The sequence below is a fragment of the [Rhizobium] kunmingense genome (assembly GCF_977018605.1).
This window is the reverse complement of sequence record NZ_CDRNXG010000002.1, coordinates 1,113,350-1,138,844: the sequence shown is the minus strand read 5'-3', so window position 1 is coordinate 1,138,844 and position 25,495 is coordinate 1,113,350. Positions and strand designations below refer to the sequence as shown.

21 protein-coding genes are annotated in these 25,495 nt (G+C 61.3%); 12 read left to right on the top strand and 9 right to left on the bottom strand.

Annotation, left to right across the window (positions count from 1 at the left end; all coding sequences use genetic code 11):
- The first annotated feature begins 105 nt into the window (after positions 1-105).
- Positions 106-795 (top strand): FCD domain-containing protein, encoded by a 690-nt coding sequence (locus AC0JZ4_RS23640; RefSeq protein ID WP_471888905.1) that lies wholly within the window; start codon positions 106-108, stop codon positions 793-795.
- A 121-nt stretch (positions 796-916) separates the two neighbouring features.
- Here the strand turns inward: AC0JZ4_RS23640 and garL are convergent, their stop codons facing one another.
- Positions 917-1,702, bottom strand: a complete 786-nt coding sequence (gene garL / locus AC0JZ4_RS23635; RefSeq protein ID WP_471888904.1) for a 2-dehydro-3-deoxyglucarate aldolase — start codon at positions 1,700-1,702, stop codon at positions 917-919.
- A 155-nt stretch (positions 1,703-1,857) separates the two neighbouring features.
- On the bottom strand, positions 1,858-2,751 hold the full coding sequence (gene glxR, locus AC0JZ4_RS23630; RefSeq protein ID WP_471888903.1) for a 2-hydroxy-3-oxopropionate reductase: 894 nt from the start codon (positions 2,749-2,751) through the stop codon (positions 1,858-1,860).
- Positions 2,752-3,067: 316 nt separating this feature from the next.
- Here glxR and AC0JZ4_RS23625 point away from each other — a divergent pair, with 316 nt between their 5' ends.
- Positions 3,068-4,030, top strand: coding sequence for a LacI family DNA-binding transcriptional regulator (locus AC0JZ4_RS23625; protein WP_471888902.1), 963 nt, complete (start codon positions 3,068-3,070; stop codon positions 4,028-4,030).
- Between the two features lie 74 nt (positions 4,031-4,104).
- Here the strand turns inward: AC0JZ4_RS23625 and gudD are convergent, their stop codons facing one another.
- The 4 genes from gudD to AC0JZ4_RS23605 form a co-directional block, all read right to left on the bottom strand.
- Positions 4,105-5,466 carry a glucarate dehydratase gene (gene gudD, locus AC0JZ4_RS23620; RefSeq protein ID WP_471888901.1) on the bottom strand — a complete coding sequence of 454 codons (1,362 nt, stop codon included), beginning with the start codon at positions 5,464-5,466 and terminating at the stop codon, positions 4,105-4,107.
- Positions 5,467-5,553: 87 nt separating this feature from the next.
- Positions 5,554-7,077: a galactarate dehydratase gene (gene garD, locus AC0JZ4_RS23615; protein ID WP_471888900.1), complete on the bottom strand. Its 1,524-nt coding sequence runs from the start codon at positions 7,075-7,077 to the stop codon at positions 5,554-5,556.
- 99 nt (positions 7,078-7,176) lie between these two features.
- Complete coding sequence (locus AC0JZ4_RS23610) at positions 7,177-8,535, bottom strand: MFS transporter (protein ID WP_471888899.1); 1,359 nt, start codon at positions 8,533-8,535, stop codon at positions 7,177-7,179.
- Positions 8,536-9,247: 712 nt separating this feature from the next.
- Positions 9,248-9,943 carry a GntR family transcriptional regulator gene (locus tag AC0JZ4_RS23605; protein WP_471888898.1) on the bottom strand — a complete coding sequence of 232 codons (696 nt, stop codon included), beginning with the start codon at positions 9,941-9,943 and terminating at the stop codon, positions 9,248-9,250.
- 367 nt (positions 9,944-10,310) lie between these two features.
- Between AC0JZ4_RS23605 and AC0JZ4_RS23600 the strand changes: the two genes are divergently transcribed.
- From AC0JZ4_RS23600 to AC0JZ4_RS23565, 8 genes are all read left to right on the top strand, one after another.
- Positions 10,311-11,279 (top strand): NAD(P)-dependent oxidoreductase, encoded by a 969-nt coding sequence (locus AC0JZ4_RS23600; protein ID WP_471888897.1) that lies wholly within the window; start codon positions 10,311-10,313, stop codon positions 11,277-11,279.
- A 43-nt stretch (positions 11,280-11,322) separates the two neighbouring features.
- Positions 11,323-12,936: an amidohydrolase gene (locus AC0JZ4_RS23595; protein ID WP_471888896.1), complete on the top strand. Its 1,614-nt coding sequence runs from the start codon at positions 11,323-11,325 to the stop codon at positions 12,934-12,936.
- Positions 12,937-13,024: 88 nt separating this feature from the next.
- On the top strand, positions 13,025-14,653 hold the full coding sequence (locus AC0JZ4_RS23590; RefSeq protein WP_471888895.1) for an amidohydrolase: 1,629 nt from the start codon (positions 13,025-13,027) through the stop codon (positions 14,651-14,653).
- The gene (locus AC0JZ4_RS23585; RefSeq protein WP_471888894.1) at positions 14,650-15,588 is read left to right on the top strand and encodes an ABC transporter permease; all 939 of its coding nucleotides are present in this window, start codon (positions 14,650-14,652) and stop codon (positions 15,586-15,588) included. Before AC0JZ4_RS23590 ends, AC0JZ4_RS23585 begins: the two co-directional genes overlap by 4 nt.
- Complete coding sequence (locus AC0JZ4_RS23580) at positions 15,585-16,490, top strand: ABC transporter permease (protein ID WP_471888893.1); 906 nt, start codon at positions 15,585-15,587, stop codon at positions 16,488-16,490. The genes AC0JZ4_RS23585 and AC0JZ4_RS23580 overlap by 4 nt, the downstream gene beginning before the upstream one ends.
- A gap of 110 nt (positions 16,491-16,600) precedes the next feature.
- Positions 16,601-18,169, top strand: a complete 1,569-nt coding sequence (locus AC0JZ4_RS23575) for an ABC transporter substrate-binding protein (protein WP_471888892.1) — start codon at positions 16,601-16,603, stop codon at positions 18,167-18,169.
- Between the two features lie 96 nt (positions 18,170-18,265).
- Entirely contained in the window at positions 18,266-19,612 is a 1,347-nt protein-coding gene (locus tag AC0JZ4_RS23570; protein ID WP_471888891.1) for an aspartate aminotransferase family protein, read from the top strand.
- A gap of 86 nt (positions 19,613-19,698) precedes the next feature.
- Positions 19,699-21,135, top strand: a complete 1,437-nt coding sequence (locus AC0JZ4_RS23565; protein ID WP_471888890.1) for an amidohydrolase family protein — start codon at positions 19,699-19,701, stop codon at positions 21,133-21,135.
- Between the two features lie 16 nt (positions 21,136-21,151).
- Here the strand turns inward: AC0JZ4_RS23565 and AC0JZ4_RS23560 are convergent, their stop codons facing one another.
- From AC0JZ4_RS23560 to AC0JZ4_RS23550, 3 genes are all read right to left on the bottom strand, one after another.
- A complete protein-coding gene (locus AC0JZ4_RS23560) occupies positions 21,152-21,340 on the bottom strand; it encodes a hypothetical protein (RefSeq protein WP_471889083.1) in 189 nt (62 codons plus the stop codon).
- A gap of 494 nt (positions 21,341-21,834) precedes the next feature.
- Entirely contained in the window at positions 21,835-22,887 is a 1,053-nt protein-coding gene (locus AC0JZ4_RS23555; protein ID WP_471888889.1) for a lipoate--protein ligase family protein, read from the bottom strand.
- A 37-nt stretch (positions 22,888-22,924) separates the two neighbouring features.
- Positions 22,925-23,722, bottom strand: coding sequence for a MetQ/NlpA family ABC transporter substrate-binding protein (locus AC0JZ4_RS23550; protein WP_471888888.1), 798 nt, complete (start codon positions 23,720-23,722; stop codon positions 22,925-22,927).
- Between AC0JZ4_RS23550 and AC0JZ4_RS23545 the strand changes: the two genes are divergently transcribed.
- Complete coding sequence (locus tag AC0JZ4_RS23545; RefSeq protein WP_471888887.1) at positions 23,721-23,999, top strand: hypothetical protein; 279 nt, start codon at positions 23,721-23,723, stop codon at positions 23,997-23,999. The genes AC0JZ4_RS23550 and AC0JZ4_RS23545 overlap by 2 nt on opposite strands.
- Positions 24,000-24,300: 301 nt before the next feature.
- Positions 24,301-25,488, top strand: coding sequence for an efflux RND transporter periplasmic adaptor subunit (locus AC0JZ4_RS23540; RefSeq protein WP_471888886.1), 1,188 nt, complete (start codon positions 24,301-24,303; stop codon positions 25,486-25,488).
- Positions 25,489-25,495: the final 7 nt, after the last annotated feature.

The following is a 25,495-nucleotide window of genomic DNA, read 5'->3' as shown; positions in this document are numbered from 1 at the left end:
AGGAGCGTCAGCATAAATGCGATATATGATATATTTTAATTCAATAAAATTCAGGCGATTTCAGAGCCGTGACAAAAACAGCCATTTTCCGATCGAGAGGTTTCAGTGAGTAAAGCTTTGTTCAATGCGGCTCCGAGAAAGAGCCTAGTCACCCACGTGGAAGGCGAGATCCGCTCGGCCCTCATCGAGGGCAGGCTGGAACCCGGCACTCGTCTCGTGACCAAGGACTTGGCCGATACGCTGGGCATGAGCATAACGCCGGTGCGTGAGGCACTGGTCCGCTTCGCCGCCTCCGGCGTTCTGACCGCCGAGCCTGCACAGTCCTTCCGCGTCCCCGCCATGAGTGTGGCGCAATATGCTGAGATCTCGGAGATCAGAAAATCGGCGGAAGGCCTCGCCGCATACAAGGCCGCATCGCAGATAAACGACGATGAAATTGACCGGATGAAGGCCCTGCTCGAGCGTTGCCTGCAGGCAAAGGCCGATAGGGATCAGCATCTGGCGTTGACGCTGAACAAGGAATTCCGCTTCGTCCTTTATGCCGCGGCGCGCATGCCGACCCTGCTTGGCGTCATCGAAATGCTGTGGCTGAAGGCCGGACCGAGCTTCAGCTACCTCCACCGGGAAGCGCACTCGGCCTCCGACGACCAGCAAAACCATGACGAACTTCTCATCACTGCGCTCGGCAAAGGCAACGCGATGCTTGCCCGCGAGGCAATCGAACACGCGATCGAGGATAGCGCCCGCATCGTCATCGAGGCGCTTCAGCGCCGCGAGGCCCAGGCTGCCGGATAAGAAAAAACCGCATGCCGGACAGGCATGCGGTATCTGGACGTTCGAAATGTGAGCGGTCTTGCACGCCCGCAGCGCCTCACCAAGTCGGGAACGCGATTGCCGCAGGACGCGTCGTGCCGCGTCATCCGGGAACGTACTTGTCCTTGAGCGCCTGCGTTGCAGCACGAAAAACGCCGAGATCCGAGCCAACGGCAACGAAACTCGCCCCCATTTCCAGATAGCGCCGCGCATCGGCCTCCACCGGCGCAAGGATGCCGCATGATTTGCCCTGCGACTTCGCAGCCGTGAAAACGGCTCTGATCGCTTCCTGCACGTCTGGGTGCCCCGCATTACCAAGATGCCCGCAGGCGGCGGCAAGGTCGGACGGCCCGACGAACAGCGCGTCGATGCCGTCGATCGCCGCGATCGCCTCCGATGCTGCGACACCGGCCGCGTTCTCGATCTGCACGACGACGGTAACGTTGTCGTTGATCACCTTCATGTAGTCGGTCACCGTGCCGTAGTGATTGGACCGCTGCGCCACCGACACTCCGCGCACGCCATGTGGCGGATAACGCGTGGCGGCAACCGCCGCCCTTGCCTCATCGACGCTTTCGACGAAGGGGATGAGGAAATTATAGACGCCGGCATCGAGCAGGCGTTTGATCATCACCGTATCGTTCCATTGCGGTCGTACCACCGGTGCCGATGGCGAGTCCTTCAGCGCCATCAGTTGCGGGATCAGCGACAGGATGTCGTTCGGCGCGTGCTCCAGATCCATCAGCAGCCAGTCGAAGCCCGCGAGACCAAGTACTTCCGTGGTGATGGGACTTCCCAGCGCGCTCCAGCAACCGATCAGCGGCTTGCCTGCCAGCAGGTCCTGACGGAACTTGTTTGGAAACGCAGTGTAAGGCACATGAATAGACATTCTCTCCCAACTCCTCTCTTCTCGACCCGGCGACATTGCCGCACCGGTCTTTTCCGTGTGTTTGCGGCCGGTGCCATGCCGACCCCCGTTACCGCGGGCCGCCGCCATTGGCGGCCCGCACATGTCTTTCGGCTTTCAGCCGCGAGGCGCGCGCCTCAGGCGGCCGCGTTCTGACCAATCTCGAAATCGGCCATAAGCTCGAGTGCCTTGACCATGCCGGAGTGATCCCAGGTGGAGCCACCATGGGCGACGCAGGCATTGAACAGTTCCTGCGCCGTTGCCGTGTTGGGCAGGGAAAGCCCCAGTGAGCGCGCCGTCGATAGCGCCAGATTGAGATCCTTCTGGTGAAGCGCGATACGGAAACCCGGCTCGAAGCTGCGCTTGACCATGCGCTCGCCATGCACTTCGAGGATGCGCGAATTGGCAAACCCGCCCATCAGCGCCTGCCGTACCCGTGCCGGATCGGCCCCGGCCCGCGCAGCGAGCAGCAGCGCCTCGCCAACCGCCTCGATCGTCAGCGCAACGATGATCTGGTTGGCAACCTTGGTGGTCTGGCCGTCGCCATTGCCCCCGACGAGCGTGATGTTCTTGCCCATCAGGTCGAAAAGCGGCTTCACCTTGTCGAACGCCGCATCCGGTCCGCCGACCATGATCGTCAGGGACGCCGCCTTGGCGCCGACTTCGCCGCCCGAGACCGGGGCATCCAGATAATCGCAACCGAGCGCGACAACCTTCGCTGCAAAGCCCTTGGTGGCGACGGGCGAGATGGAGCTCATGTCGACGACGATCTTGCCCGCAGACAGGCCCTCCGCCACACCACCCTCGCTGAAAAGCACCTTTTCGACATCCGGCGTATCCGGCACCATGACGAAGACGATCTCGGCCCTCTCTGCCACCTCTTTGGCCGAGGCACAAACCACGGCGCCGCCTGCCGTTAGGCTCTCGGCGACATCGCCGATCGTGTTGACGAAAAGGTCATGGCCGGCAGCCTGAAGGTGTCCTGCCATGGGCGTTCCCATGATGCCCAAACCGATAAAGCCCAATTTCATTTTGAATATCCTCTCCTGCTTCAATGCGCATATTCCCGAATAGCGTGCTTCCCCATCGACCTCGAAAATGCAGTCGGCCCGCCTCCTCTGGTACCGCTATCATTCGCCTGTCCTCGGCATTTTCCTAGATGCGTCCCATGCGGCAATTCGTCGTTTGGAATGCGCGGAATGGACCATCGAAATTTGAAACCTCAAGCCCGCTCTGCTAGTTTGGAACGACAATAGAGAATGAGATATCCGCATCTTGTCGACGTCCAGCCTTCCTCCCAAAAAAGCCCGAAAACCCCGTTCTTCCGGTGCCATAACCCTTCAGGAAGTGGCAAAGCTCGCGGGCGTTTCCCCGATCACCGTCTCACGCGCGCTCAACCGGCCGGAGCTGGTTGCTCCGCAGAAGCTCGAAGCCATACATGCGGCGATCGAACGCACCGGCTATGTGCCGAACCTCCTGGCCGGCGGCCTCGCGTCAACGAAAAGCCGGCTTGTCGCGGCCATCGTTCCGACGATCGGCAACTCGGTGTTTGCCGATACGATCGAGCTTTTCACCGAGCGGATGGATCAGGCCGGCTACAAGGTGATCCTCGGCATATCCGGCTTTCGATCCGCCAAGGAAGAGGACCTGCTTGGCGCCGTGCTCGCGCGGCGGCCGGATGCGATCTTCGTCACCGGGATCAACCATTCGCGCATCACCCGCAGCCGCCTTCTTGCGGCCAAGGCGCCGATTATCGAAATCTGGGATTACACGCCGACACCAATCGACATGCTGATCGGCTTTTCCCATGAAAAGGTCGGGCGCAGCGTGGCGGAATACCTTTATGGCAAGGGCTATCGGAAGTTCGGCATGGTCTGGGCCTCCGACGAGCGTGCGCGCATCCGCCAGACGACATTTCTCGCCACGCTTCGCGAACGGGACATTACCGATGTGGAGATCGTCACCATACCGGCACCCGGCACCTTCAGGAAGGGGCGCGAAGGTGCGGCCGAGCTTCTTGCACGCGGCAGGAATGTGGACGCGATCTTCTGCAGCTCGGACGTTCTTGCCTATGGCGTGCTCACTGAAATACGCGCCCGTGGCATTGCCGTTCCGGCAGACGTCGCGGTCTTCGGTTTCGGCGACCTGGAATTCTCTCCCTATACGTCACCAGCACTCTCGACCGTCCATATCGACCGGCACGCAATCGGCATCCGGGCGGCCGAAATGCTGCTTGCCCGCATCGAGGGAAGGGAGGTCGAAAGGATTGTCGACCTTGGTTTCAGCATCATCGAGCGCGAAAGCTCATAGGTTCTAACGGCGAAGACGACGCGCCGAAGCCAGCCGGCCTCGGCGCCTTTTCATCGGCGTAAGGGCAAGCCCCCTCAACCGGCAGGGGCGAGGCAGGGGCGCTTGTTGTTGAACTTCCAGTCCTTGACCAGGAACTGCATGGCGATGGCGTCGTCACGCGCCCCAAGCCCGTAGCGCATGTAAAGCTCGCGCCCCTTCTCTACCTGATCCATGTCGATCTCGATGCCGAGACCACCCTTTTCCGGTACCCTGATCAGCCCTTTCTCGATCTTCAACGGCTCCTTCGTCAGACGTTGGCCATCCTGCCAGATCCAGTGGCTGTCGATCGCCGTGATCTCGCCGGGTGCGGCAGCCGCCACATGAGTGAACATGGCAAGCGAGATATCGAAATGGTTGTTGGAATGCGACCCCCAGGTCAGCCCCCATTCGCGGCACATCTGGGCCACGCGCACCGAACCCTGCATCGTCCAGAAATGCGGATCTGCCAGCGGTATGTCGACCGACTGCAGCTGTATCGCATGGCCCATCTGCCGCCAGTCGGTCGCGACCATGTTGGTGGCGGTCGGAAGCCCTGTTGCGCGGCGGAATTCGGCCATGATCTCGCGGCCGGAATATCCCTGTTCGGCGCCGCAAGGATCCTCGGCATAGGCCAGCACATCGCCTTTGCCCTTGCAGAGCCGGACCGCCTCCTCAAGCGACCATGCACCATTCGGATCGAGTGTGATGCGCGCCTCGGGAAAACGTTTCGCAAGCGCCGTGACAGCCTCGATTTCCTGCTCGCCGTCAAGTACGCCGCCCTTCAGCTTGAAATCGTTGAAACCGTACAGATCGTGCGTAGCCTCCGCCAGGCGCACGATCGCCTCGGCTGTCAGCGCCTCCTCATGGCGAAGCCGGAACCAGTCGTTCGGCGCCTGCGGCTCCTCGCGGTAGAGCAGATCGGTTTTGTGCCGGTCGCCGACATAGAAGAGATAGCCGAGCACCGCGACAGCGTCACGCTGCTGGCCTTCGCCGAGCAAGGCGGCCACCGGCACGTCGAGGAACTGGCCAAGCAGATCGAGCAGCGCGGCTTCGAGGGCGGTAACGGCGTGGACCGCGATGCGCAAGTCGAAGGTCTGCTGCCCCCGTCCGCCGGAATCGCGATCGGCAAAGGCCTTGCGCACCGAGTTGAGGATATTGTTGTAAGTGCCGATCGACTGGCCGACGACCAGCGAACGCGCGTCCTCCAGCGTCTGGCGGATCTTTTCACCGCCGGGAACTTCCCCGACGCCGACATGGCCGGCGCTGTCCTTCATGATGACGATGTTGCGGGTAAAGAAAGGCGCATGGGCGCCCGAGAGATTGAGCAGCATGTCGTCGTGACCGGCAACCGGTACGACCGTCAGCTCGGTAACCTTGGGCGTCGAGCCGATGCCATTTGCAGATACAGTCATTGTCATTCTCCGATAGATTGGATGTCGAATTGGGTGGCGGGCGGCCAAACCGGAATGCGGCTTTCGGTCGCCCCGCCTGCGTTTGAAGCGGTTTCAGGTCACCGGCGCCGGATTGAACAGCGCCATGGAATTGCGCAGCTGCCAGTGATCGGCGCAGGTCTCGCGCCTGCCACTTGCGACATCGAGGATCATGTCGAATATCTCCCTGCCGGCCTCTTCGAGGCTCATGTCACCGGTGGCGATCCTGCCTGCATCGAAATCGATCAGGTCATGCCACCGACGCGCCAGATCCGTTCGCGTCGAGACCTTGATGACAGGAACGATGGCGAGCCCATAGGGCGTCCCGCGCCCGGTGGTGAAGATCTCGACATTGCAGCCGGAAGCAGCCTGCAGCGTGCCACAGATGAAATCGCTTGCCGGCGTGGCCGCATAGATAAGGCCCTTCTGCACGGCCTTCTCGCCCGGCGACAGAACGGCGGAAATGGCACTCGAACCGGATTTAGCGATCGAGCCGAGCGCCTTTTCGACGACGTTGGCGAGCCCGCCCTTCTTGTTGCCTGGAGTCGGGTTGGCGCTGCGGTCGCTGTCTCCGGCGGCCAGATAGCTGTCATACCAGTCCATTTCACGGATCAGTGCCCGCCCGACATCTTCATTGATCGCACGCGGCGTCAGGAGATGGATCGCATCGCGAACTTCCGTGACTTCGGAAAACATCACCGTCGCCCCGGCCCGCACGAGAAGATCCGCAGCGATACCGAGCGCCGGATTGGCGGTCACGCCGGAAAAGGCGTCCGAGCCGCCGCACTGCATGCCGACAACCAGTTCCGAAGCCGGGCACACCTCACGTTGTCGCAGATCCAGTTCGGCCAGCCGCGTGTCTGCCATCTCCATGATCGCTGCGACCATGGCACCGAAGCCCGTGTGCCTTTCGTCCTGCAACGTGACGATCGAGGCTGTCTGCCCGTTTGGCAACAGCCGCTCCGGCTGCAGCTTTTCGCACCCGAGACTGACAACCATCACCGCGCCGCCGAGATTGGGGTTGGTCGCCAGATTCTGCAGCGTACGGATCGGCACGACCGCCTGCGGCGCGTTGATCGCCACACCACAGCCATAGATATGCTCCAGCGCGATAACGTCGTCGACATTCGGATATTTCGGCAGAAGCTCGTTCCTGATCTTCTGCACCGCGACATCCAGCACACCGGCGACGCACTGGACGCTCATGGAAATGCCGAGAATGTTCTTGGTTCCGACCGACCCGTCGGGGTTGCGAAAGCCTTCGAACGTGTAGCCCTCCAATGGCGGCTGGGCATCTGGCACCGCTGTCGCAAGCGGCAAGGTTGCAAGCTGCGGCGCGACAGGCAGCAGGACGAGCGATTCCTCGATCCAGCTTCCCCTTTTAATATCCCGCGCTGCATAGCCGATCACTTCGCCATAGCGCAGTATCTCGCCGCCTTCGACAATATCCGCGAGGGCAACCTTGTGCCCCTGCGGCACGAATTCGCGCAGCGACAGACCATCGGGAAAGAGCGTACCGGCGGGCAGGCCGAACGTATTGACCACAATCGCGACATTGTCGCTGTCATGCACCCGGATATAGAGAGGTGTTTCCTTCATTTCGAATACCTTTGTCTTGAGCCTTTGCTTTCAAGGTCTGGCGGCATGCGCTGCACGGCCTTAACCGCGCAGCGCCCTTGCCGGCATTTTGCCTTGCGCCTAGTGCTTGAGAACCATGCGCTTGATGTCGCCGACGATGACGAGGTAGCTGATTGCGGCCACCAGGGCGTTGGCTCCGATGAAGACGAGCGCGCCGTTGAACGAGCCCGACGTCTGGACGATGTAGCCGATGATGATCGGCGTCGTGATCGACGAGATGTTGCCGCACATGTTAAAGACGCCGCCGGCAAGGCCCGTGATTTCCTTCGGAGCGCAGTCCGACATGACGGCCCAGCCAAGCGCGCCGATGCCCTTGCCGAAGAAGGCGAGAGCCATGAAGAAGATCACGGCGGACTGCACGTCGGTATAGTTGCAGGCGATCATCGTCATCGACAACAGCATGCCGAGCACGATCGGCGTCTTGCGCGCCACCGTCAGGCTGTATCCCCGCTTAAGCATCGCGTCCGAGATGACCCCGCCGAGAATACCGCCGGCGAAGCCGCAAATGGCGGGGACCGAGGCGATGATGCCGGCATTCAGGATGGACATGCCCCGCTGCTGCACGAGGTAGACGGGGAACCAGGTGATGAAGAAATAGGTGATGGCGTTGATGCAGAACTGCCCGAGAAAGATGCCGATCATCATGCGATTGGCAAACAGCTGGCGGACGTAGTCCATCTTGGCGCCACCGGCGCTGTCCTTCTTGCCGGGGCTATCCATGTTGACCAGCCCGCCGCCGGCCGAAATGTAGTCGATCTCGGCCTGGTTGATGCGCGGATGCTCCGACGGATTGTGGATCGTCTTCAGCCAGACGAAGGCCACGATGATGCCGATGCCGCCCATGAAACCGAAGGCCCATGGCCAACCGAAATACTGGGTGATGAAGCCCATGATCGGAGCAAAGATCACAGTGGCGAAATACTGGGCGGAATTGAAGATCGCCGCAGCGGTCGCCCGCTCATGGCTGGGAAACCATGCCGCGACGACGCGGCTGTTGCCCGGAAATGACGGAGCTTCGGCGAGGCCGACGAGGAACCGCAGGGCAAAGAGCAGGATCACGGCAGTCGCACCGGCAAAGAAGCCGACAAAACCCTGCATGATGGTGAAGAACGACCAGAGGCCGATCGACAGCGCATAAACGAGTTTGGAACCGAAGCGATCAAGCGCCCAGCCGCCCGGCAACTGGCCCATCACATAGGCCCAGCCGAAGGCCGAGAAGATGAAGCCCATCTGCGAAGGGGTGAGGCCTATGTCGGCGCTCAGCGCCGGCCCCGCGATCGCCAGAACCGCGCGGTCAGCGTAATTGATGGATGTAACGATGAAAAGCATGACGACGATGCCCCAGCGGACATTCGTCTTCTTCAATATTGTGCCCACGCGCGCGGCATCCGCCACGCGAGGCGTGCTTTCGATATTCATGATGTTTTCCCTCCAACGAGCCCGCGGCATGCAAGCCTTGCAACGCGCGGCGCATCGCAATGTCTAGCGCCTCCTATGCTAGCGCTATCATCAGCCTATGCTCTCGCCATCCCAAGGCAATGCGACATACCTGCATGCGGCAATATTGCTCTCTATGGGTGTATTCACGGGTGAGTTGGATTGGCGCGAAGGCAGGAGAGAGAGAGAAGCCGAGGGCAGGGGTGCAGGCGAAGCTTTCCGCACTCCGCGTTGCGGCAGATCAATGCATTGGCCGACCATCCGTCGTCTGCTTGTTGCAGGGAAGAGGAGAGGGCAGCGGGATGGAACACGGACTCGGGGATCGCGGACAGGAGGAGCAATTGCGCTTGGGGCCGCAGCGCGGCGAGCCGCCGGGCAGGGCACCTGCACAACGATATCGACGCCATGCAGATGGCTTCTGCAGGTGTTGCCGAAGTCAGGCCATAGACGGTTCAGCTCTCGGCGATCCCGGATCCGGCGATGCGATCTCTATCGGCTTCGTTCATTTTGGCGACCCGTCCCGGCGATACGAAAACAAGGTCTTCTGCGGTATCAGCTTCGACGGCTAGGAAGCCGCTCATTCGACTGGGAACGCGGCCTATCCACGAAAGGCGCCGGGACGTCACAGACCTGCCTGATCAGAGCATCGTGTGTTGCGAAGACGGGTAGAAAGCGGACGGACGTCGAGAACACGTCAGAATGGTCGACCGGGCAGGTCTTCCGGCGCGACGGCCGGCCATTGGCGGTAGATCTCGATCACATGCGTGCTGGCGTCACGAAGGTGTTCGCGCAACTCTTCACGCAGAAGCTGGGCATCTCGTTTTCGCAACGCCTTGATGATCGGGTCGTGCGAGCGCGCAAGCTCCACCGGGTCGTCATAGATGCGACCGACGAGGGCGATACCGGAACGAAGCTCGGTCGCAATCTGGTCGAACAGTTTCAGGATGCGGGAATTGCCACCCAACTCGCATAGCATCCGGTGGAAGGCATAATCCTCGACCACCTGCTCCTGCGAACGCCCCTCGGCACCGAGCGTCTTCAACAGGTCCACCTGGGCTTCCAGCCGCTTGAGGTCCGTTTCGGTCATGCACGCCACTAGCGCCTCGGCATTGTGCAGTTCCAGACACTGCCGGAGATCGTAGATCTCGGCCAGTTCGTCGGCATTGTAGCTTTTGACGAAAAAACCCCGGCGCGGATGCGAAACGATCAACCCCTGGCTCTCCAGCAATCTGAGCGCCTCGCGGACCGGCGCCCGCGATGTTCCCATCTGCTCGGCAAGCCTCGCCTCGGTCACCCTCTGGCCGGGACGCAACAGACCGTCGCCGATCGCCTGCAACACCTGGTCGGCGATGCGGCCGGGCAGGTCGACCTGCTCTAGAGGCCTGAACATATCGTGCTTCCCTTTCTGCCGAACGCGGTTCTCTCGCCGCATCCCATAAGCCTTTCACCCTATTATGAAGCACGGACATTGGGAATGCGAATAGCGGAAAGATAGATTGCCATTTGTCGATTGTCGACGATTGACAGTAATCAAGAGGTCGGTATCATGCCCCTCACAACGACGGCGGCTGACGATTGCGCCGCATAAAACATTGGGGAACAGACGTGACGAAACCGAACGGATCAGCCACCATGGCTGCGCCGGGTCTGGCTTATTGTCTTCATGCCGGGTCCATTGCAGAAAAGAGCGGCGTTACCGCATCGCGGACTTGGTGCCTGGATCGGTCGAGATTTGGCCGGCACCAAGGTGGCCAGCTGTGAGCGGCGCAAGCGCCTTGCCGGCGATAGAGATTGTAGCGCTTTCGCGCACGCTCGATCTCAGCCGTATTTTCGAGGCCGCATCGGGCACGCCGGTGCGGGTGGTCTCTCCCGCCGACATATCCGATCCGAAACGCATAGAAGTGGCACTTGCCTGGATGCCCGAGGAGAGGGCCTTCGACGCCTATCCCAATCTCAGAATGGTTTCGTCGATCGCGGCGGGCGTCGACAGTATCCTCGCATGCCGCTCGCTGCCGAAGGATGTGGTCGTCACACGCATCAGGGACCATGCGCAGGCGGATCTGATGGCGGGTTTTGCCGCATGGCATGTTGTCTGGCATCACCGCCGCATGGGCGACTATATCGCCAATCAGGCCCGCCGGAGCTGGGATCGCAGTTTTCGGGCAGCGTCTCCGGCCTCCGTGACCGTCGGTGTCCTTGGCTATGGACTGATGGGCCGGCGCTGCGCCGAGGCGATCGCCGCCATGGGCTTTCGTACGTTGGTTGCCCGCAATTCCGTTCCGGCCTCGCCGGAAGCCCCGACCCGCGGCATCGAGGTTCTGGCCGGCGCCGATGCGATCGCCAGCGTCGCCGCGCAGGCCGACATTCTGGTCAACGTCCTGCCACTGACCGAAACGACGCGCGACCTGCTCGACAGGGGGTTCTTTGAACGCATGCGGCCCGGAGCCGCACTGGTCCAGATCGGCCGAGGCGAGCATCTGATCGAGGCCGATCTTCTCGATGCTCTGAATGGCGGCCACCTCAGCGGCGCCAGCATCGACGTCTTCCGGCAGGAGCCGCCGGCGCAGGATCACCCGTTCTGGGGTCATCCGAAAATCATGGTGACACCCCACAAGGCCTCGGACACGACTCCCGCCGAAATTCTGCGCCAGGTCGCAGAAAACTACAGGGCCATTTGCGAAGGCCGCTTACCGCCGGGCCTCGTCAACAGGGACACCGGCTACTGATTTTTCGAATTCCGCCAAACCCGATTTCATAAAGGACAAAAGCATGACAGTGCCTACCCGCCTGCTGACCAACGGAAAGATCTGGTGCGGACTGAAGGAAGGGTTTGCCGAGGCGGTCGCTATCGCCGGCGACAAGGTTCTGGCAACCGGCACTGCCGCCGAGATGGCTGCGCTTGCAGGCCCGGCCACCGAGATCATCGATCTGCAAGGCAGGCTTGCGACCCCCGGCCTCAACGATGCCCATATGCACCTCCACCATTACGGCATCAGCCTGGTGGAGCTGGATCTGCGTCCGGCAGCGGGTGTCACCACCGTTCAGGCTATCGTCGACCTGGTGAAGCAAGCGGTGGCAAAGGCCAAGCCCGGCGAATGGATCCTCGGCCGCGGCTATGACCACGACAAGCTCACCGATCTTCGCCATCCGACCAAATACGATCTGGACGCCGTCTCTCCCGATAATCCCGTCTTCCTGACCCGCACATGCGGCCATACGACGGTCGCCAATACCGTCGCACTCAAGGCCGGCGGAATCGATCGCGATACGCCCGATCCGTTCGGCGGCAAGATCCGCCGGCAGAATGGCGAGCCGGACGGCATCCTTTTCGAAAACGCCCGCGATGCCGTGCGTGCCGTCATGCCGCCGGCCGACGAGAGCTATATCGTCGATGCGATCGAGCGCGGCGGCAAGAAGCTCCTGAGCCTCGGTGTCACATCGGTCATGGAAGCGGCGATCGGCCTGACCGTCGGCAAGGTCGAACTCGACGCATATCTGACGGCGCGCGAACAGAACCGCATTCCGGTCCGCGTCGCCGGCACGCTGATGGGCGATCTGGAGCGCAATATTCTCGACTATGCCTATTCCAAGGGCCTGGTCACCGGTGCCGGCGATGACATGTTCCGCATCGGCCCGGTGAAATTCTTCACCGACGGATCGGCGGGTGCCGGCACGGCATGGTTCTCGATCCCTTACGAGAACGACGCCACCAATTACGGCGTGCGCTGCCTGACGCAGGAACAGACCGACGAACTGACGCTTGCCGCCCACCGGATGGGCTACCAGATCGCGCCGCATGCGATCGGCGATGCCGCAATTTCCATGGTGCTGAATGCCTATGAGAAGGCCTATGCGGAATTGCCCGATCCGAACCGCCGCCACCGCATCGAGCATTGCGGCTGGCATGTGCCGGAAGACTTGTCACGGATGAAGGCGATGGGCGTGATCCCGGCAGGCCAGCCTTCCTTCCTCTACTTCTTCGGCGAAGGCTATTACACAATCCTTGGTTCCGAGCGGCCGCAGCACTGCTATCCGTTCAAGACCTGGCTGGAAGAGGGCCTGCATCCGTCCGCCTCGACAGATTGCCCGGTCACTGCACCTGACCCGATGCCCTGCCTCTATGCGATGGTCGCGCGCAAGTCCGATACCGGCAAGCCGCTCGGCACGGCACAGGCACTGAGCGTTGCCGAAGCCCTGCATCTCTACACCTACGAGGCCGCCTACGGTGTGCATGACGAGGAGCGCAAGGGACGGCTCGTCCCCGGCCAGCTGGCCGATATCGCGGTGTTCGACACCGATTTCTTCAGCGTCGAGCCGGAAGCATTTCTCTCGGCAACATGCCTGATGACCCTGCTCGGTGGTGAAGTGGTCTACCGCGCCTGACGCAAGGCCTTGCGCGCCATCCGGGAGCCCGCCGCGGCGGGCTCCGCGAACCGCATCGATATAGCGAGACAAGAGAATGGAAAGCCCGATGACGACAACTGCAGATGTAATTCTGACCGGCGGCAAGATCTGGCTCGGTCAGAAGGAAGGTTTCGCCGAAGCGCTCGCCATTTCCGCAGACAAGGTTCTGGCCTCCGGCTCTGCCGCCGAAATGGCGGCCCTTTCCGGCCCGCAGACGGAGGTGATCGCGCTCGAAGGCCGGCTTGCAACGCCGAGCTTCTATGACGTGCACACCCATCTTGCGGCCTTCGGCCTTGGCCTCAAGAACATCGATCTCAACCCGCGCAAGATCACATCCGTCGAGGCGCTTCTGGGCGAAGTCGCCGGGGCGGCGAAGACACGACAGAAGGGTGAGTGGATCATTGGCCGTGGCTATGATCATTCCAAGCTCAGCGAAAATCGCCACCCGACCCGGCGCGAACTCGATGAAGTCGCACCGGACAATCCCGTCTATGTCGTACGTGCCTGCGGCCATGTCGGCGTTGCCAATTCGATTGCCCTCAAGCTCGCCGGTATCGGTCACAACACGCCCGACCCCGATGGCGGCACGATCGGTCGCGCCGATGGTGAACTGACCGGGCTTCTGGCGGAAAACGCCCGCCAGCCGGTTGCCGAAAAGATGCCCGTTCCGGATCTGGAAGATTACGTCGAGGCGATCGAAGCCGGCGGCCGGATGATGCTTAGCTACGGCATCACATCGACTATGGATGCCGCCGTCGGCATGAACCACGGCTGGACGGAATTCAAGGCCTATGAGACGGCAAGAGAAACCGGCCGTCTGCCGGTGCGCGTGTCCATGTGCCTGATCGGTGACAAAGACCGCAACATTCTCGAAAAGGCGACGGAGGAAGGGTATGTCGCGGGCCAGGGCGACGACATGCTGCGGCTTCGCCAGGTAAAAATCTTCGTCGATGGCAGTATCGGCGGCAAGACGGCGGCGATGAAGACGCCCTATGTCGGCACGAAGGACGAATACGGACTTTTCTGCCTGACGCAGGACGAGACCGATGCGCTGGTGAAACGCGCCCACGATCTCGGCTACCAGATGGCGGTGCACGCTATCGGAGACGCCGCGATCGAGCGTATTCTCGATGCCATCCGTGCAGCTCAGGATGCCAACCCGACAAAGGATCGCCGCCACCGGATCGAGCATTGCGGCTGGCTCAGCCACGAGCAGATCGCCACCATGGTCGAGCTTGGCGTCATCCCGGCACCGCAGCCGGATTTCATCTATTATTTCGGCGACCAGTATGTCGAGGCGAGGGGCAAGGAAGCATCCGATTTTGCCTATCCGATGCGCACATGGATCGATGCCGGCCTTCGCCCCTCGGCCTCCACCGATTGCCCGGTCACGCCGCTCAATCCGTTTGCCGGCCTCTATGCCATGGTCACCCGTACGACCGACAGGGGAACGGTGCTGGGTGCCGATCAGGCGCTGACGATGGCCGAGGCGCTCAACGCCTATACGCTCGAATCCGCCTATGCCGCCCATGAGGAAGAGATCAAGGGCAGGCTGGTGCCCGGACAACTCGCCGACATCGCCGTGTTTTCGCAGGACCTTTTCGAGATCGAACCATCCGGCATCCTCGAAACCACCTGCGATATGACGCTTCTCGGCGGCAAGGTCGTTTATAGCCGAGAGGGGGCCCAGACATGATCGCATTGATCCTGCGTCGCCTTGGCCTGTCGATCCCCGTGCTTTTCGGGGTTCTGGTCTTTGGTTTCCTGCTTCTGCAGATGGTGCCGGGCGATCCGGCCGTCGTACTTGCCGGCCCGACCGCGCCGCCGGACGTGGTCGCCGAGATCCGCAAGTCGATGGGCCTCGACCAGCCGATGCTGGTGCAGTTCTGGATGTATCTGGAACGCGTGTTGATGGGCGATCTCGGCCGCTCGATGATCTCCAACAAACCGGTGATCGAGGAACTGGCCACCGCCATTGTCCCGACAATAGAACTCATGTTCGCCTGCCTCGTGTGGTCGATCCCGCTCGGCATTGCCATGGGCACGGTCGCCGCCATGCGGCGCGGCTCCCTCGCCGACCGCGCCGTCATGGCGCTGTCGGTCGCCGGCATCTCGCTGCCCGTCTTCTTCATCAGCCTGATCCTCATCCAGCTCTTCGGCATCTCGCTTCGGCTGTTTCCCTTCGTCGGCCGCGGCGGCCCCTTGTGGACGCTCGAAGGCCTCAGCCACATCTTCCTGCCGGCCCTGTCGCTCGGCATGGTCTTCATCGGCCCCGTCGCCCGCATGACGCGCTCCTCGGTGCTTGAAGTGCTTGAACTCGACCATGTGCGCACGGCCCGCGCCAAGGGCCTGCCCGAGCGCACGGTCGTCTTCCGCCATGGCTTGCGCAATGCGCTGATCCCGGTCGTCACGCTGGTCGGCCTGCAGACCGGCTACCTGCTCGGAGGCGCCGTGGTCACCGAGACGATCTATTCCTGGCCGGGCATCGGCCGGCTTGCCGTCGGCGGCATTCTCTCCAGCGATTTTACCATCGCCCAGGGCTGCATCCTCGCCATGGCGGTAACCTTCATTGCGATCAACCTGATCGTCGACCTCCTCTATTCGGTTCTCGACCCACGGGTGAAAAGATGAGCGCAGTCACGACCCGAGACGCATCGGACACGGCAAGACAGGACGCAGCGGCACTCCGACAGCGCAGCTGGTGGCGGCGGTTCCTTCGAGATCGCGCCGCGCTCGTCGCCGTCACCGTACTGGCGCTGATTTGCCTCGCCGCCATTTTCGCGCCGCTGATTGCGCCATACGATCCCTATGCAAGTTCGCGCAGGACCATGCTTCCACCCGCCTGGGCTGCACGCGGCAGTATCGAATACCTTCTCGGCACCGACCCGCAGGGACGGGACATCCTGAGCCGTCTCCTCTACGGTACGCGACTGACCCTGCTGATCGGCCTCGCGTCGGTTGCCATCGGCGGCGTGCTAGGCTCGTTCCTCGGCCTGCTTGCAGCCTTCTACCAGTCGCTCGATCCGTGGATCATGCGCCTGTCGGACATTCTTCTGTCGCTGCCGGCCATTCTTCTGGGCCTCGCGCTGGTTGCCGCCATGGGGCAGGGGGTGACGCCGATCATGCTCGCGCTCGTGGTCTCGACCATACCCGACTGCGCCCGCGTCGCACGCGGCATCGGTCTCGGCATCATGGGGCAGGAATTCATCACGGCTGGCCGCTCGCTCGGCATCCGCGATCCCCAGCTCTTTTCGCGATATCTGGTGCTCAACTGCATTTCGTCGGTACTGATCTTCCTCAGCCTGCGCTTCGGTCAGCTGATACTGATCGCCGCATCGCTGTCGTTCCTCGGCCTCGGTGCCCGTCCGCCCGTCGCCGAACTTGGCATGATGGCGGCGCAGGGGCGCGATTTCTTTCTCTTCGCCCCGCATATCGCGGTCATTCCTTCCGTCCTGATCCTCGTCATCGTGATGGCCGCCAACGTGGTCGGCGACACGCTGCGCGATGTACTCGACCCACGTCTCAACACCTGACCGGGCGGAGATCGCCCCGCCTCACCACTAACCGCGCCTTTTCCGCCACCTGACATGCCCCTACCCAACAAGGAGCTATTGCCATGATTACGAAACGACAAAGACGCATGATGACAGCGGCTCTTGCAACCGCTGCCACCCTGACATTCGGGACGCTTGCCGTAGCGCAAGAGGTCAACATTTCTCGCCGCATCGACAGCAACAACTACGATCCGCACAAGACGACGGCGACGGCCGCCGCCGAAGTTCTGTTCATGCTGGCCGACACGTTGGTCAGCATCGACTACGACATGCAGACACTGCATCCGGGTCTGGCAAAAAGCTGGGACATCTCCGCCGATGGCCTCACCTATACGTTTCACCTGCGCGACGATGTGAAATTCTGCGACGGCCGGGCCATGACGGCGGATGATGTCGCCTACAGCTTCAACCGCTGGATTGATCCGGCCACGAGGTCGCCGGTCGCCTGGCGTGCCGGCGAGGTCGAAAGCATCACGGCCACCGACCCGACCACGCTGCAATACAAGCTGAAAAAGCCGTATTCGGAACTTCTCTACCAGCTTACCCAGAGCTTTGCAGTCGTCGTCGACAAGGCCTCGGTCGAAACCCTCGGCCCCGATTTCGGCGTCAAGGGCATGAATGCCACCGGCCCCTTCTGCTGGGGCGAATGGGCGCCGCGCGACAAGATGGTGCTGACCCGCAACGACGCCTACACCTGGGGTCCGGAAATCTACGAGAACAAGGGACCGGCCAAGGTCGAGAACGTCACTTGGTCGATCATCGGCGAGGAAAACACGCTGACGGCTGCCCTGATGACCGGCCAGACGGATGTCTCCAACTACGTGCCCCCGATCGCGCTGCAGCAGTTCGAAACCATGCCGGGTTTCGTCTCCAGCAAGTCGCAGTCGACACGTTACACCTATTTCGTCGGCTTCAAGCTCGACAAGCCGACAGTCAAGGATCTGGCGGTCCGCCAGGCAATCAACTACGCCGTCAACCGCGTGGCGCTCGTCGAGGACCAGCTTTATGGCACCGTCGATCCAGCCTACACCTACATCACCGAAGACACGCTCGACTGGAGCAAGGATGTCGAAGCGACGCTGATCAAGGATTACGATCCTGAGAAGGCGGAAAGCCTGCTCGATGAAGCCGGCTGGACGAAGGGTGCAGATGGCATCCGCGAAAAGGACGGCGTCAAGCTCGCGCCGGTTCTCTACAGCTTCAATGGCCAGTGGGTGAACATCATGCAGCAGGTACAGGCCGAGCTTCTGAAGATCGGCGTCAACCTGCAGATCCAGACCTTTGACGCGACCGTCGTCTGGGGCAAGCTCGCCACCCAGGAATTCGACATGTTCACCATGGGCTACCCGTATTTCTCGGCGGGCGATGCGATGAACCTCTATTTCCGCTCCGCCAACACGCCTGCTCCCAACCGCACCAACTGGAAAGACCCGGAAACGGATGCCCTGCTGGTTGCCGGCACCGCCGCGACATCCGACGCCGAGCGTGCAGAGGATTTCGGCAAGGTGCTCTACAAGGTGCATGAAGCCGTCAACTGGCTGCCGCTCTATCACGCGCCGATCGTCATCGTTCAGACCGACAAGCTGAAGCCGATGAAGGCGCATCCCATCTACGGCGCGGCCTACTACAAGGGCCTCGACCTCGAATTTACCGAATAACCGCAACCCCGCGTCCGGCCCGGCGATGCCTAAGCCGGACGCCCCCAAGCATCATCCCTGCGACGGCCAGGCCGCGCAGCACGAAAGGTCAAGACAATGAACATGCTCCCGAACTCGATCGAGGCGCGAGATATCCGCTCACAGATGCCGGCCGTCGCCGACATGCGAAAGCATGAGGAAACCGGCTCGCTCGTCATCGAGCGCGGCGAGGGCATCTATGTCTTCGACAATAACGGCAAGCGTTATATCGAAGGCCTCGCAGGCCTCTGGTCCGTCGCCGTCGGCTTCGGCGAGGAACGTCTGGCCAAGGCCGCTTACGACCAGATGACGAAACTGCCCTACTACCACATCTTCAACTACAAGACCCACGGCCCGTCTGTCGATCTGGCCGAGAAGATCCTTTCCATGCTGCCTTTCGAGATGTCCAAAGTGCATTTCGCCTCGTCGGGATCGGAAGCGAACGACCTGTCGGTCAAACTGGTCTGGTATTACAACAACGCGCTTGGACGGAAGGACAAGAAGAAGATCATCGGCCGCATCAAGGGCTATCACGGCGTGACCGTCGTCGCCGCCTCGATCAACGGCCTGCCGCGCAATCACGAGAGTTTCGACCTGCCGCTCGACCGGATGATCCACACATCCTGCCCGTCCTATCCCCATTTCGGCAAGGATGGCGAGACGGAAGCCGAATTCACCGAACGCACGCTGAAGGAACTGGAAGACCTCATCCTCGAGGAAGGCCCGGATACGATCGCCGCATTCTGGGGTGAGCCGGTGATGGGCGCCGGCGGCGTCCTCATCCCGGCTGCGGGCTACTGGGAAGGCGTTCAGAAGATCCTGAAGAAATACGACATCCTTCTGGTTGCCGACGAAGTCATCTGCGGCTTCGGCCGCACCGGCAAGATGTTCGCCTGCGAGACCTATGGCATCGAGCCGGACATTCTCGTTCTGTCGAAACAGATCTCCTCGTCCTATCTGCCGCTTTCGGCGATCGTCCTCAACGACAAGCTTTATCAGGTCGTCGCCGACGAAAGCCACCGCATCGGCTCCTTCGGTCATGGCTTTACCGCGTCCGGTCATCCGGTCGTAACGGCCGTTGCGCTCGAAAACCTCAAGATCATCGAGGAACGGGACCTCGTCGGCAATGTGCAGCGCGTTTCACCGGCATTCCTGAAGGGTCTCGAACAGCTGGCCAGCCATCCGCTTGCATCGTCCTGGCGCGGTATCGGCCTGATCGGCGCGGTCGAGCTGAAGACTTCGGGAACGCCGGGCGCCATCGCCACGGCGGTTGCCGAGCGCATGCAGGAGGAAGGCGTCATCATCCGCGGCATCGGCGAAGCGCTCTGCTTCTGCCCGCCGATGATCATCACCGAAGAACAGATCGGCGAGATGTTCGCAGTCGCCCTCAAGGCCCTCGACATGGTTGCCGCCGAACGGGCGTAACGCCTCGCGCCCAACGTACACGCAGACGTCGCGCGTTTCGTGCGACGTCTGGCCGATACCGTCATTCACTGCAGGGAGAATTTCACATGCGAAAGGTCATACGCGCGGGCCACGTCATTGCGTTTCAGGATGACGGGCACAGGCACCTGCGCGACGGCACGATCGTGATCGAGGACGATCGCATCGTGCATGTGGGCGGCGGTGATTTCGAAGGGCACGCAGACGAATTCGTCGATGCATCCGACAAGATCGTCACCCCTGGCTTCATCAACACCCATACACATATCAGCGAAGGCTATTTCGATCGCTCCTTCGTCGAGGATCGCGGCCCCCGCAACTTCTACCTCTCCGGCCTGTTCGAATTCCTGACCGCACGCAATGGCGCGATCACCGAGGAAGCGCGGCAGGCCTCGATCCGCGCCTCCATGCCCGAACTGATCCGCACCGGCACGACGACGGTGGTGGAGATGGGCCTGAGTGGACGCTATGTCGCCGATCAGGCAGAAAAGGCCGGCTTGCGTGCCTATATCGGCGAGTTCTACCGCTCCGGGCGCTGGTATACGGACGACGGCCGAAGTGTGAAATATGAGTGGCTGGAGGATGACGGCGCAGCGGCGATGAAAAAGGCCGTGGACTTCATCCAAGAAATCGACGGACGTGCCAATGGCAGGATCAGGGGATTCCTGACGCCGGCACAGGTCGATACCTGCTCGGAAGCACTGTTGCGCCGCTCGCGTGATATCGCCAACGAACTGAAAGTGCCGATGGCGCTGCATGTGTCGCAATCCGTCCCGGAATTTCAGGAAATGGTTCGCCGCAACGGCTGCTCGCCGATCGAGTGGCTGGAGAAGATCGGCTTTCTCGGCAATGACGTCATTCTCGGCCACGCCATCATGCCCGGCGGGTCGAGCTGGGTTAACTATCATGCCGACGATCTCGGTATTCTTGCCGACACCGCCACCAACGTGGCGCACGCTGTATGGGTGTTCGCAAGGCGCGGCATCGCCATGGAGAGCTATTCCAAGTATCTGGCACGCGGCATCAACATGACGCTTGCCACCGACACATGCCCGCAAAGCATGATCGACGCCCTGCGCTGGACCGCCGTCATCTCCAAGATCATGGACCGACGCTCGGAAGTTGCAACCGCCGCCGACGTCTTCAATTCGGCGACGCTGGCCGGCGCCAAGGCGCTGTGCCGTGACGATCTGGGCCGCATCGCGGAAGGCGCCAAGGCCGATCTTCTTTTCTGGGAAGGTGCAAGCCTGTTCATGACGCCGGTGCGCGATCCCGTCCGCAACATCGTCTATTCGGCCCAGCCGGAAGACCTGAATGCGACGATGGTGGATGGCGTCTTCATCATGAAGGATCGCATCGTGCCCGGCTTCGACCCGAAGGCGCTGATGGCCGACCTTCAGAGCGGTGCCGAACATATGTGGGCCAACATGCATCATCAGGACTGGGCCCATCGCGACATCAATGCCCTGTCTCCGGACAGTTACCTGGAGTTCAAGCACCGATGACGCAGATGGCGGCCCTTCAGGCCGCCATCGGTTCGCCGAGTGTGAGGTGGCGACCGATCGCCGCCTTCAAGTCCCGGATGCTCGGGAACCGGGTATTGTCGAGGTCTATGACGTGAAACTTGACCGCGATGAAGCGGAATTGCCCTTCGTCCTGAACCGCAATCCCGACCGGCAATCCGCCGTGTTCAATAACCTGTCGCTGCATGATATCTGTCTCGCTCTCGTCGTCCGTGATGTTCAAAAATCCCATTCGATGCGCCATCGAAGCGCATTCGTTTGCCGACTTTCGAGCAACAAGAGAGAGCGGACACCATGGCGGCCTTGCCGAGCGAACTCATGCGAATAGGAGTGAAAGCTGCCATGATTTGATCCTTCTGCGTCTATGCCTTAAATCTAGAAGGTCTGTAGACTTTTGCCGAGGAATGAATGCTGCATGGCGCAATAAGAACGGGCTTTTCAGCAATCCCCGTAAGGGCGCATGAAATTGTCCACGCTTGCGGTGCCAGAAGGGTGAATTTTACAGGAAAAGGCGAGATCGCGCAGGCTTTCGTTCGTAGGCGGCAGCCCAGCGAAAGAAATTAAAATCTACGAGATCGGCGATCCTTAGGTCAGCGCGAGCCGGCGAGACCGCTTCCGTCCCGGTTGGAAGCGGCTCCGCATGATACGAGAAGCCGCCGGCCTCGTCCTTCGAAGACGACCTTAAGGAATGTGCCTCAGCCAGTCGTCGGTGGCGAATTTCTCTGATGCAAGTTTTTCCGCAGCCATAAGTTCCGCCGGTGAAATGCTGCCGGGCTGCGCTCCGTTCAGCGATATGAACGTGTCTTTCATACGGCGGATGATCTCCTCGCGCGGCAGGCCGGTCTGGCTTCGCAACGGGTCGACACGCTTGGCGGCGCTTGCCGTACCCTTGTCGCTCAGCTTTTCACGTCCGATCCGCAGCACCTTCACCATCTTCTCCGCGTCCATGTCGTAGGCCATGGTGACATGATGCAGGACAGCGCCGGCGGAAAACCGCTTCTGCGCCGCGCCGCCGATCTTGCCCTTGGAACTGGAGATGTCGTTCAACGGCTTGTAGAAAGCGTCGATGCCGAGCGAATTGAGCGCCTTCAGCACCCAGTCGTCGAGAAAGGCGTATGAATCGGCGAAGCTCATGTCGCGCACGAGTTCGCCCGGCGCATAGAGCGAATAGGTCACGGTCGTTCCGGGCTCGACGAACATCGCGCCGCCGCCGGTGATGCGACGTACGGTCTCGACGCCGAGCGCCGCCGCTGCCTGCATGTCGACCTCGTTCTTCAGCGACTGGAAGCCGCCGATGATGATCGCCGGGCGCTCCCACTCCCAGAAGCGAAGGCACGGACCGCGTCGACCGGCCGCCACTTCCCGTGCCAGAACCTCGTCGATCGCCAGATGCATGGCTGGAGAAAGTGCCGGGGCCTCGATGATCTGCCAGTCGTAATCCCGCCAGGTACCGGTGACGCCGAGCGCACGCCGTATGGCGATCGCGACGGCCTCCGGGCTGAAGCCGATCATCTCCGCGCCATCCCTCAGGCCCGCCCTGATGGCAGAGACGATTTCCTCTACCGAAACGGAAGCGGCAAGGCCATCGAGCGAAACACGGATGTCGTCGAGCGCCTCTGCCGGTTCGAGAAAGAAGTCGCCCGAGACCTGCACATCCGCAAGACGCCCATCGACAACGTCCAGCTCGACCACGACCAGCTTGCCGCCCTGTACCTTGTATTCACCGTGCATCATCAATGTCCTGTTTGAAATGTCGTACTGACCGCGCCAATCAGTCCGGGAACGAAACGAAGTCGCCATAAAGGGAGCGCAGCTTCATCTTGACGGCATCCGAGCTTCGGTAAATTGCGATGAACTGTCGCAGACGTTCGTCGTCCTTCATGTCCGGCCGGGTGACGAACTGGAACGCATAAATCGCATCGTTCTCGAAAATCAGCCCGGCCGAGGCTTCAAGACCGGCGAGTTTCGCAAATGTCGGATAGGTCGCGGCCGCATCGACGTCATCGAGCGCGCGCGCAATCTGCGGGCCATCGAGCTGGACGACCTGTAGCGGCTTGCGCCATGCGGTGACATCCTCAAGCGTGGCACGGTAACCGACGCCGGGTCGCAACTCTATCATCTTGGCCGTTTCAAGCAGTCGAAGCGAACGCGCCGTGTTGACCGTATCGCCGGAGAAAGCGATGCGGGCTTCATCAGGAAGTTCCTCCAGCGAGCGGTATTTCTTCGAGTAGAGACCGAATGGCGTACTGAAGGCTGGGGCGACGGCAACGAGATTCCGGCCAGAGCGTTCATTGGTGAATTCGAGATAGGGGGTATGCTGGAAGAGATTGGCATCCACCTCGCCATCGGCGACGGCCGTGTTGGGCGTGTTCCAGTCGTTGAACTCGATCAGCTCCACGTTCAGCCCACTGGCCTCGGCTTCCGTCGCTGCAATTTCCGCCGCCTCATTGGAGATGCTGGTCGCCAGCGCAATACGAAGCGGTGGCCTGTCCTGCGCGATTCCCGCCTTAACAGGCATGAGCAACGCCGCCAGCATCGCGGCAAACAGGTGAGGGCGGAAACGAGCCATGAAAGCAGCCTTGGCATGCGGAGGAAACGGAAAACTGGCGACATGCCAGCAAGATCACGGATCATTCATCGATCCGCCCCCCAAAGGCAATCCCGCGGTTGATTTCTACGAAGCAGCCCAAAAGTCAACTTCCAAACTCATGTTTTGGGCAATTTGTCGGCAATGTAACGGGCGACTCAAGCACTGGCTGGATCGAACGAAGAGACGCCGATGGCGAATTCGTGTCGGAAAAGTGATCGTCATCACCGCTGCCGGGATTGCAGCTTTCCTCGGATGAGGGGAATGTGGCGCTGACTTTGGCAAAGCAACACAAAAAGCTCCAACCGACGGGCAAAACTCGTTCTATATAACTGAATCTTCTGGGTTATTTCAGAAACGCGAAATGTCGAAACCTGCGATCAGCATCGAATGACGGCAGATCGGCTTGGACATCAGTTGCTTGGGATTGCGGCGGCCCTTGCGGGCAAAGAGGCCATCGGCACAACTTCCGCGACATTCAAAAAAGATTGGCGATAGTCTACATACGTATTAGTATGTATGTAAATCGTCACAATTTTTCCTTCCTTTGGAGCTCCTCCATGCAAAAGACGCCCTTGCGCGCTCTCGTCCTGCTTTCCGGTATCGCGTTTCTGGCAGGCTGCCAGCAGGAGCAGGAGGGGCAAGCCCAGCAGGCGCCGCCACCTTCTCAAGTCGGTGTCGTCACGATCGCTGCCGAAGAACTGCCGATCATAAATGACCTTCCGGGACGCATCGCCCCGACGAGGCTTGCTGAAGTGCGCCCGCGCATCTCCGGCATCGTCGTCGAACGCGTGTTCGAGCAGGGTTCTCTGGTCAATCAGGGCGACGTTCTCTATCGCATCGATCCGGCACCGTTCCAGGTTCAGGTCGATAGCGCCGAAGCAACCGTGGCACGCGCCGTGGCCGCCCAATTGCAGGCTCGTCAGACGGCCGATCGCCAGCAGCAGCTTCGCCGCAACAACGTCGCCTCGCAGCAGGAATTCGACAACGCCATTTCGCAGCTTGCACAGGCTGATGCCGAAGTCGCCGTGGCGCAGGCCGGCCTGGCCAACGCCCAATTGAACCTGCAGTATTCGCACGTAACGGCACCGATCAGCGGCCGCATCGGCCGCGCACTGATCACCGAAGGCGCTCTGGTCAGCACCAACAGTTCCGAAAACCTTGCAACCATCCAGCAGCTCGACCCGATCTATGCCGACTTCACCCAGCCGGCAGCCGATCTCATTCGCCTGCGCAAGGCGCTTCAGGACGGTCAACTGATGACCGGCAACGATGAAGCGGAAGTGAAGCTCGTGCTCGATGACGGCACGCCTTACCAGCAGAGCGGACGCCTGCTGTTCTCAGAAGCAGCGGTCGATGAAACGACGGGGCAGGTGACGCTGCGCGGCGAATTCCCCAACCCGGACGGCGATCTTCTGCCGGGCATGTATGTCCGCGTGCAGATCCAGCAGGGCGTCGAGCGCGCAGCCTTTGCGGTGCCGCAGCAGGCAGTCCAGCGTGACGCCGGTGGCCAGGCCAACATTCTCATCGTCAATCAGGAAAACACTGTCGAACAGCGCCGCGTAACTGTCGGCCGGTCGCTTGGCGATCGCTGGGTCATTTCCCAGGGCCTCCAAGCCGGCGACAGGGTCGTCGCAGAGGGCTTCCAGAAGACGGCACCGGGCGCCACGGTCAACCCACAGCCCTGGACTGCCAACAACACCCCGGCCGACAGCGCAGAACAGCCTGCGGCACCCGCTCAGCAGTAAGGACCCG

Bases quoted from the DNA above. Each gene is read 5' to 3' on its own strand.
- garD (WP_471888900.1), bottom strand. From the start codon at position 7,077: ATGAAGGAAACACCTCTCTATATCCGGGTGCATGACAGCGACAATGTC.
- AC0JZ4_RS23570 (WP_471888891.1), top strand. From the start codon at position 18,266: ATGAACATGCTCCCGAACTCGATCGAGGCGCGAGATATCCGCTCACAG.
- AC0JZ4_RS23575 (WP_471888892.1), top strand. From the start codon at position 16,601: ATGACAGCGGCTCTTGCAACCGCTGCCACCCTGACATTCGGGACGCTT.
- AC0JZ4_RS23550 (WP_471888888.1), bottom strand. From the start codon at position 23,722: ATGGCTCGTTTCCGCCCTCACCTGTTTGCCGCGATGCTGGCGGCGTTG.
- garL (WP_471888904.1), bottom strand. From the start codon at position 1,702: ATGTCTATTCATGTGCCTTACACTGCGTTTCCAAACAAGTTCCGTCAG.
- AC0JZ4_RS23580 (WP_471888893.1), top strand. From the start codon at position 15,585: ATGAGCGCAGTCACGACCCGAGACGCATCGGACACGGCAAGACAGGAC.
- AC0JZ4_RS23610 (WP_471888899.1), bottom strand. From the start codon at position 8,535: ATGAATATCGAAAGCACGCCTCGCGTGGCGGATGCCGCGCGCGTGGGC.
- AC0JZ4_RS23605 (WP_471888898.1), bottom strand. From the start codon at position 9,943: ATGTTCAGGCCTCTAGAGCAGGTCGACCTGCCCGGCCGCATCGCCGAC.
- AC0JZ4_RS23590 (WP_471888895.1), top strand. From the start codon at position 13,025: ATGACGACAACTGCAGATGTAATTCTGACCGGCGGCAAGATCTGGCTC.
- AC0JZ4_RS23595 (WP_471888896.1), top strand. From the start codon at position 11,323: ATGACAGTGCCTACCCGCCTGCTGACCAACGGAAAGATCTGGTGCGGA.
- AC0JZ4_RS23545 (WP_471888887.1), top strand. From the start codon at position 23,721: ATGAAAGCAGCCTTGGCATGCGGAGGAAACGGAAAACTGGCGACATGC.
- AC0JZ4_RS23585 (WP_471888894.1), top strand. From the start codon at position 14,650: ATGATCGCATTGATCCTGCGTCGCCTTGGCCTGTCGATCCCCGTGCTT.
- AC0JZ4_RS23555 (WP_471888889.1), bottom strand. From the start codon at position 22,887: ATGATGCACGGTGAATACAAGGTACAGGGCGGCAAGCTGGTCGTGGTC.
- gudD (WP_471888901.1), bottom strand. From the start codon at position 5,466: ATGACAATGACTGTATCTGCAAATGGCATCGGCTCGACGCCCAAGGTT.
- AC0JZ4_RS23560 (WP_471889083.1), bottom strand. From the start codon at position 21,340: ATGCAGCGACAGGTTATTGAACACGGCGGATTGCCGGTCGGGATTGCG.
- AC0JZ4_RS23565 (WP_471888890.1), top strand. From the start codon at position 19,699: ATGCGAAAGGTCATACGCGCGGGCCACGTCATTGCGTTTCAGGATGAC.
- glxR (WP_471888903.1), bottom strand. From the start codon at position 2,751: ATGAAATTGGGCTTTATCGGTTTGGGCATCATGGGAACGCCCATGGCA.
- AC0JZ4_RS23540 (WP_471888886.1), top strand. From the start codon at position 24,301: ATGCAAAAGACGCCCTTGCGCGCTCTCGTCCTGCTTTCCGGTATCGCG.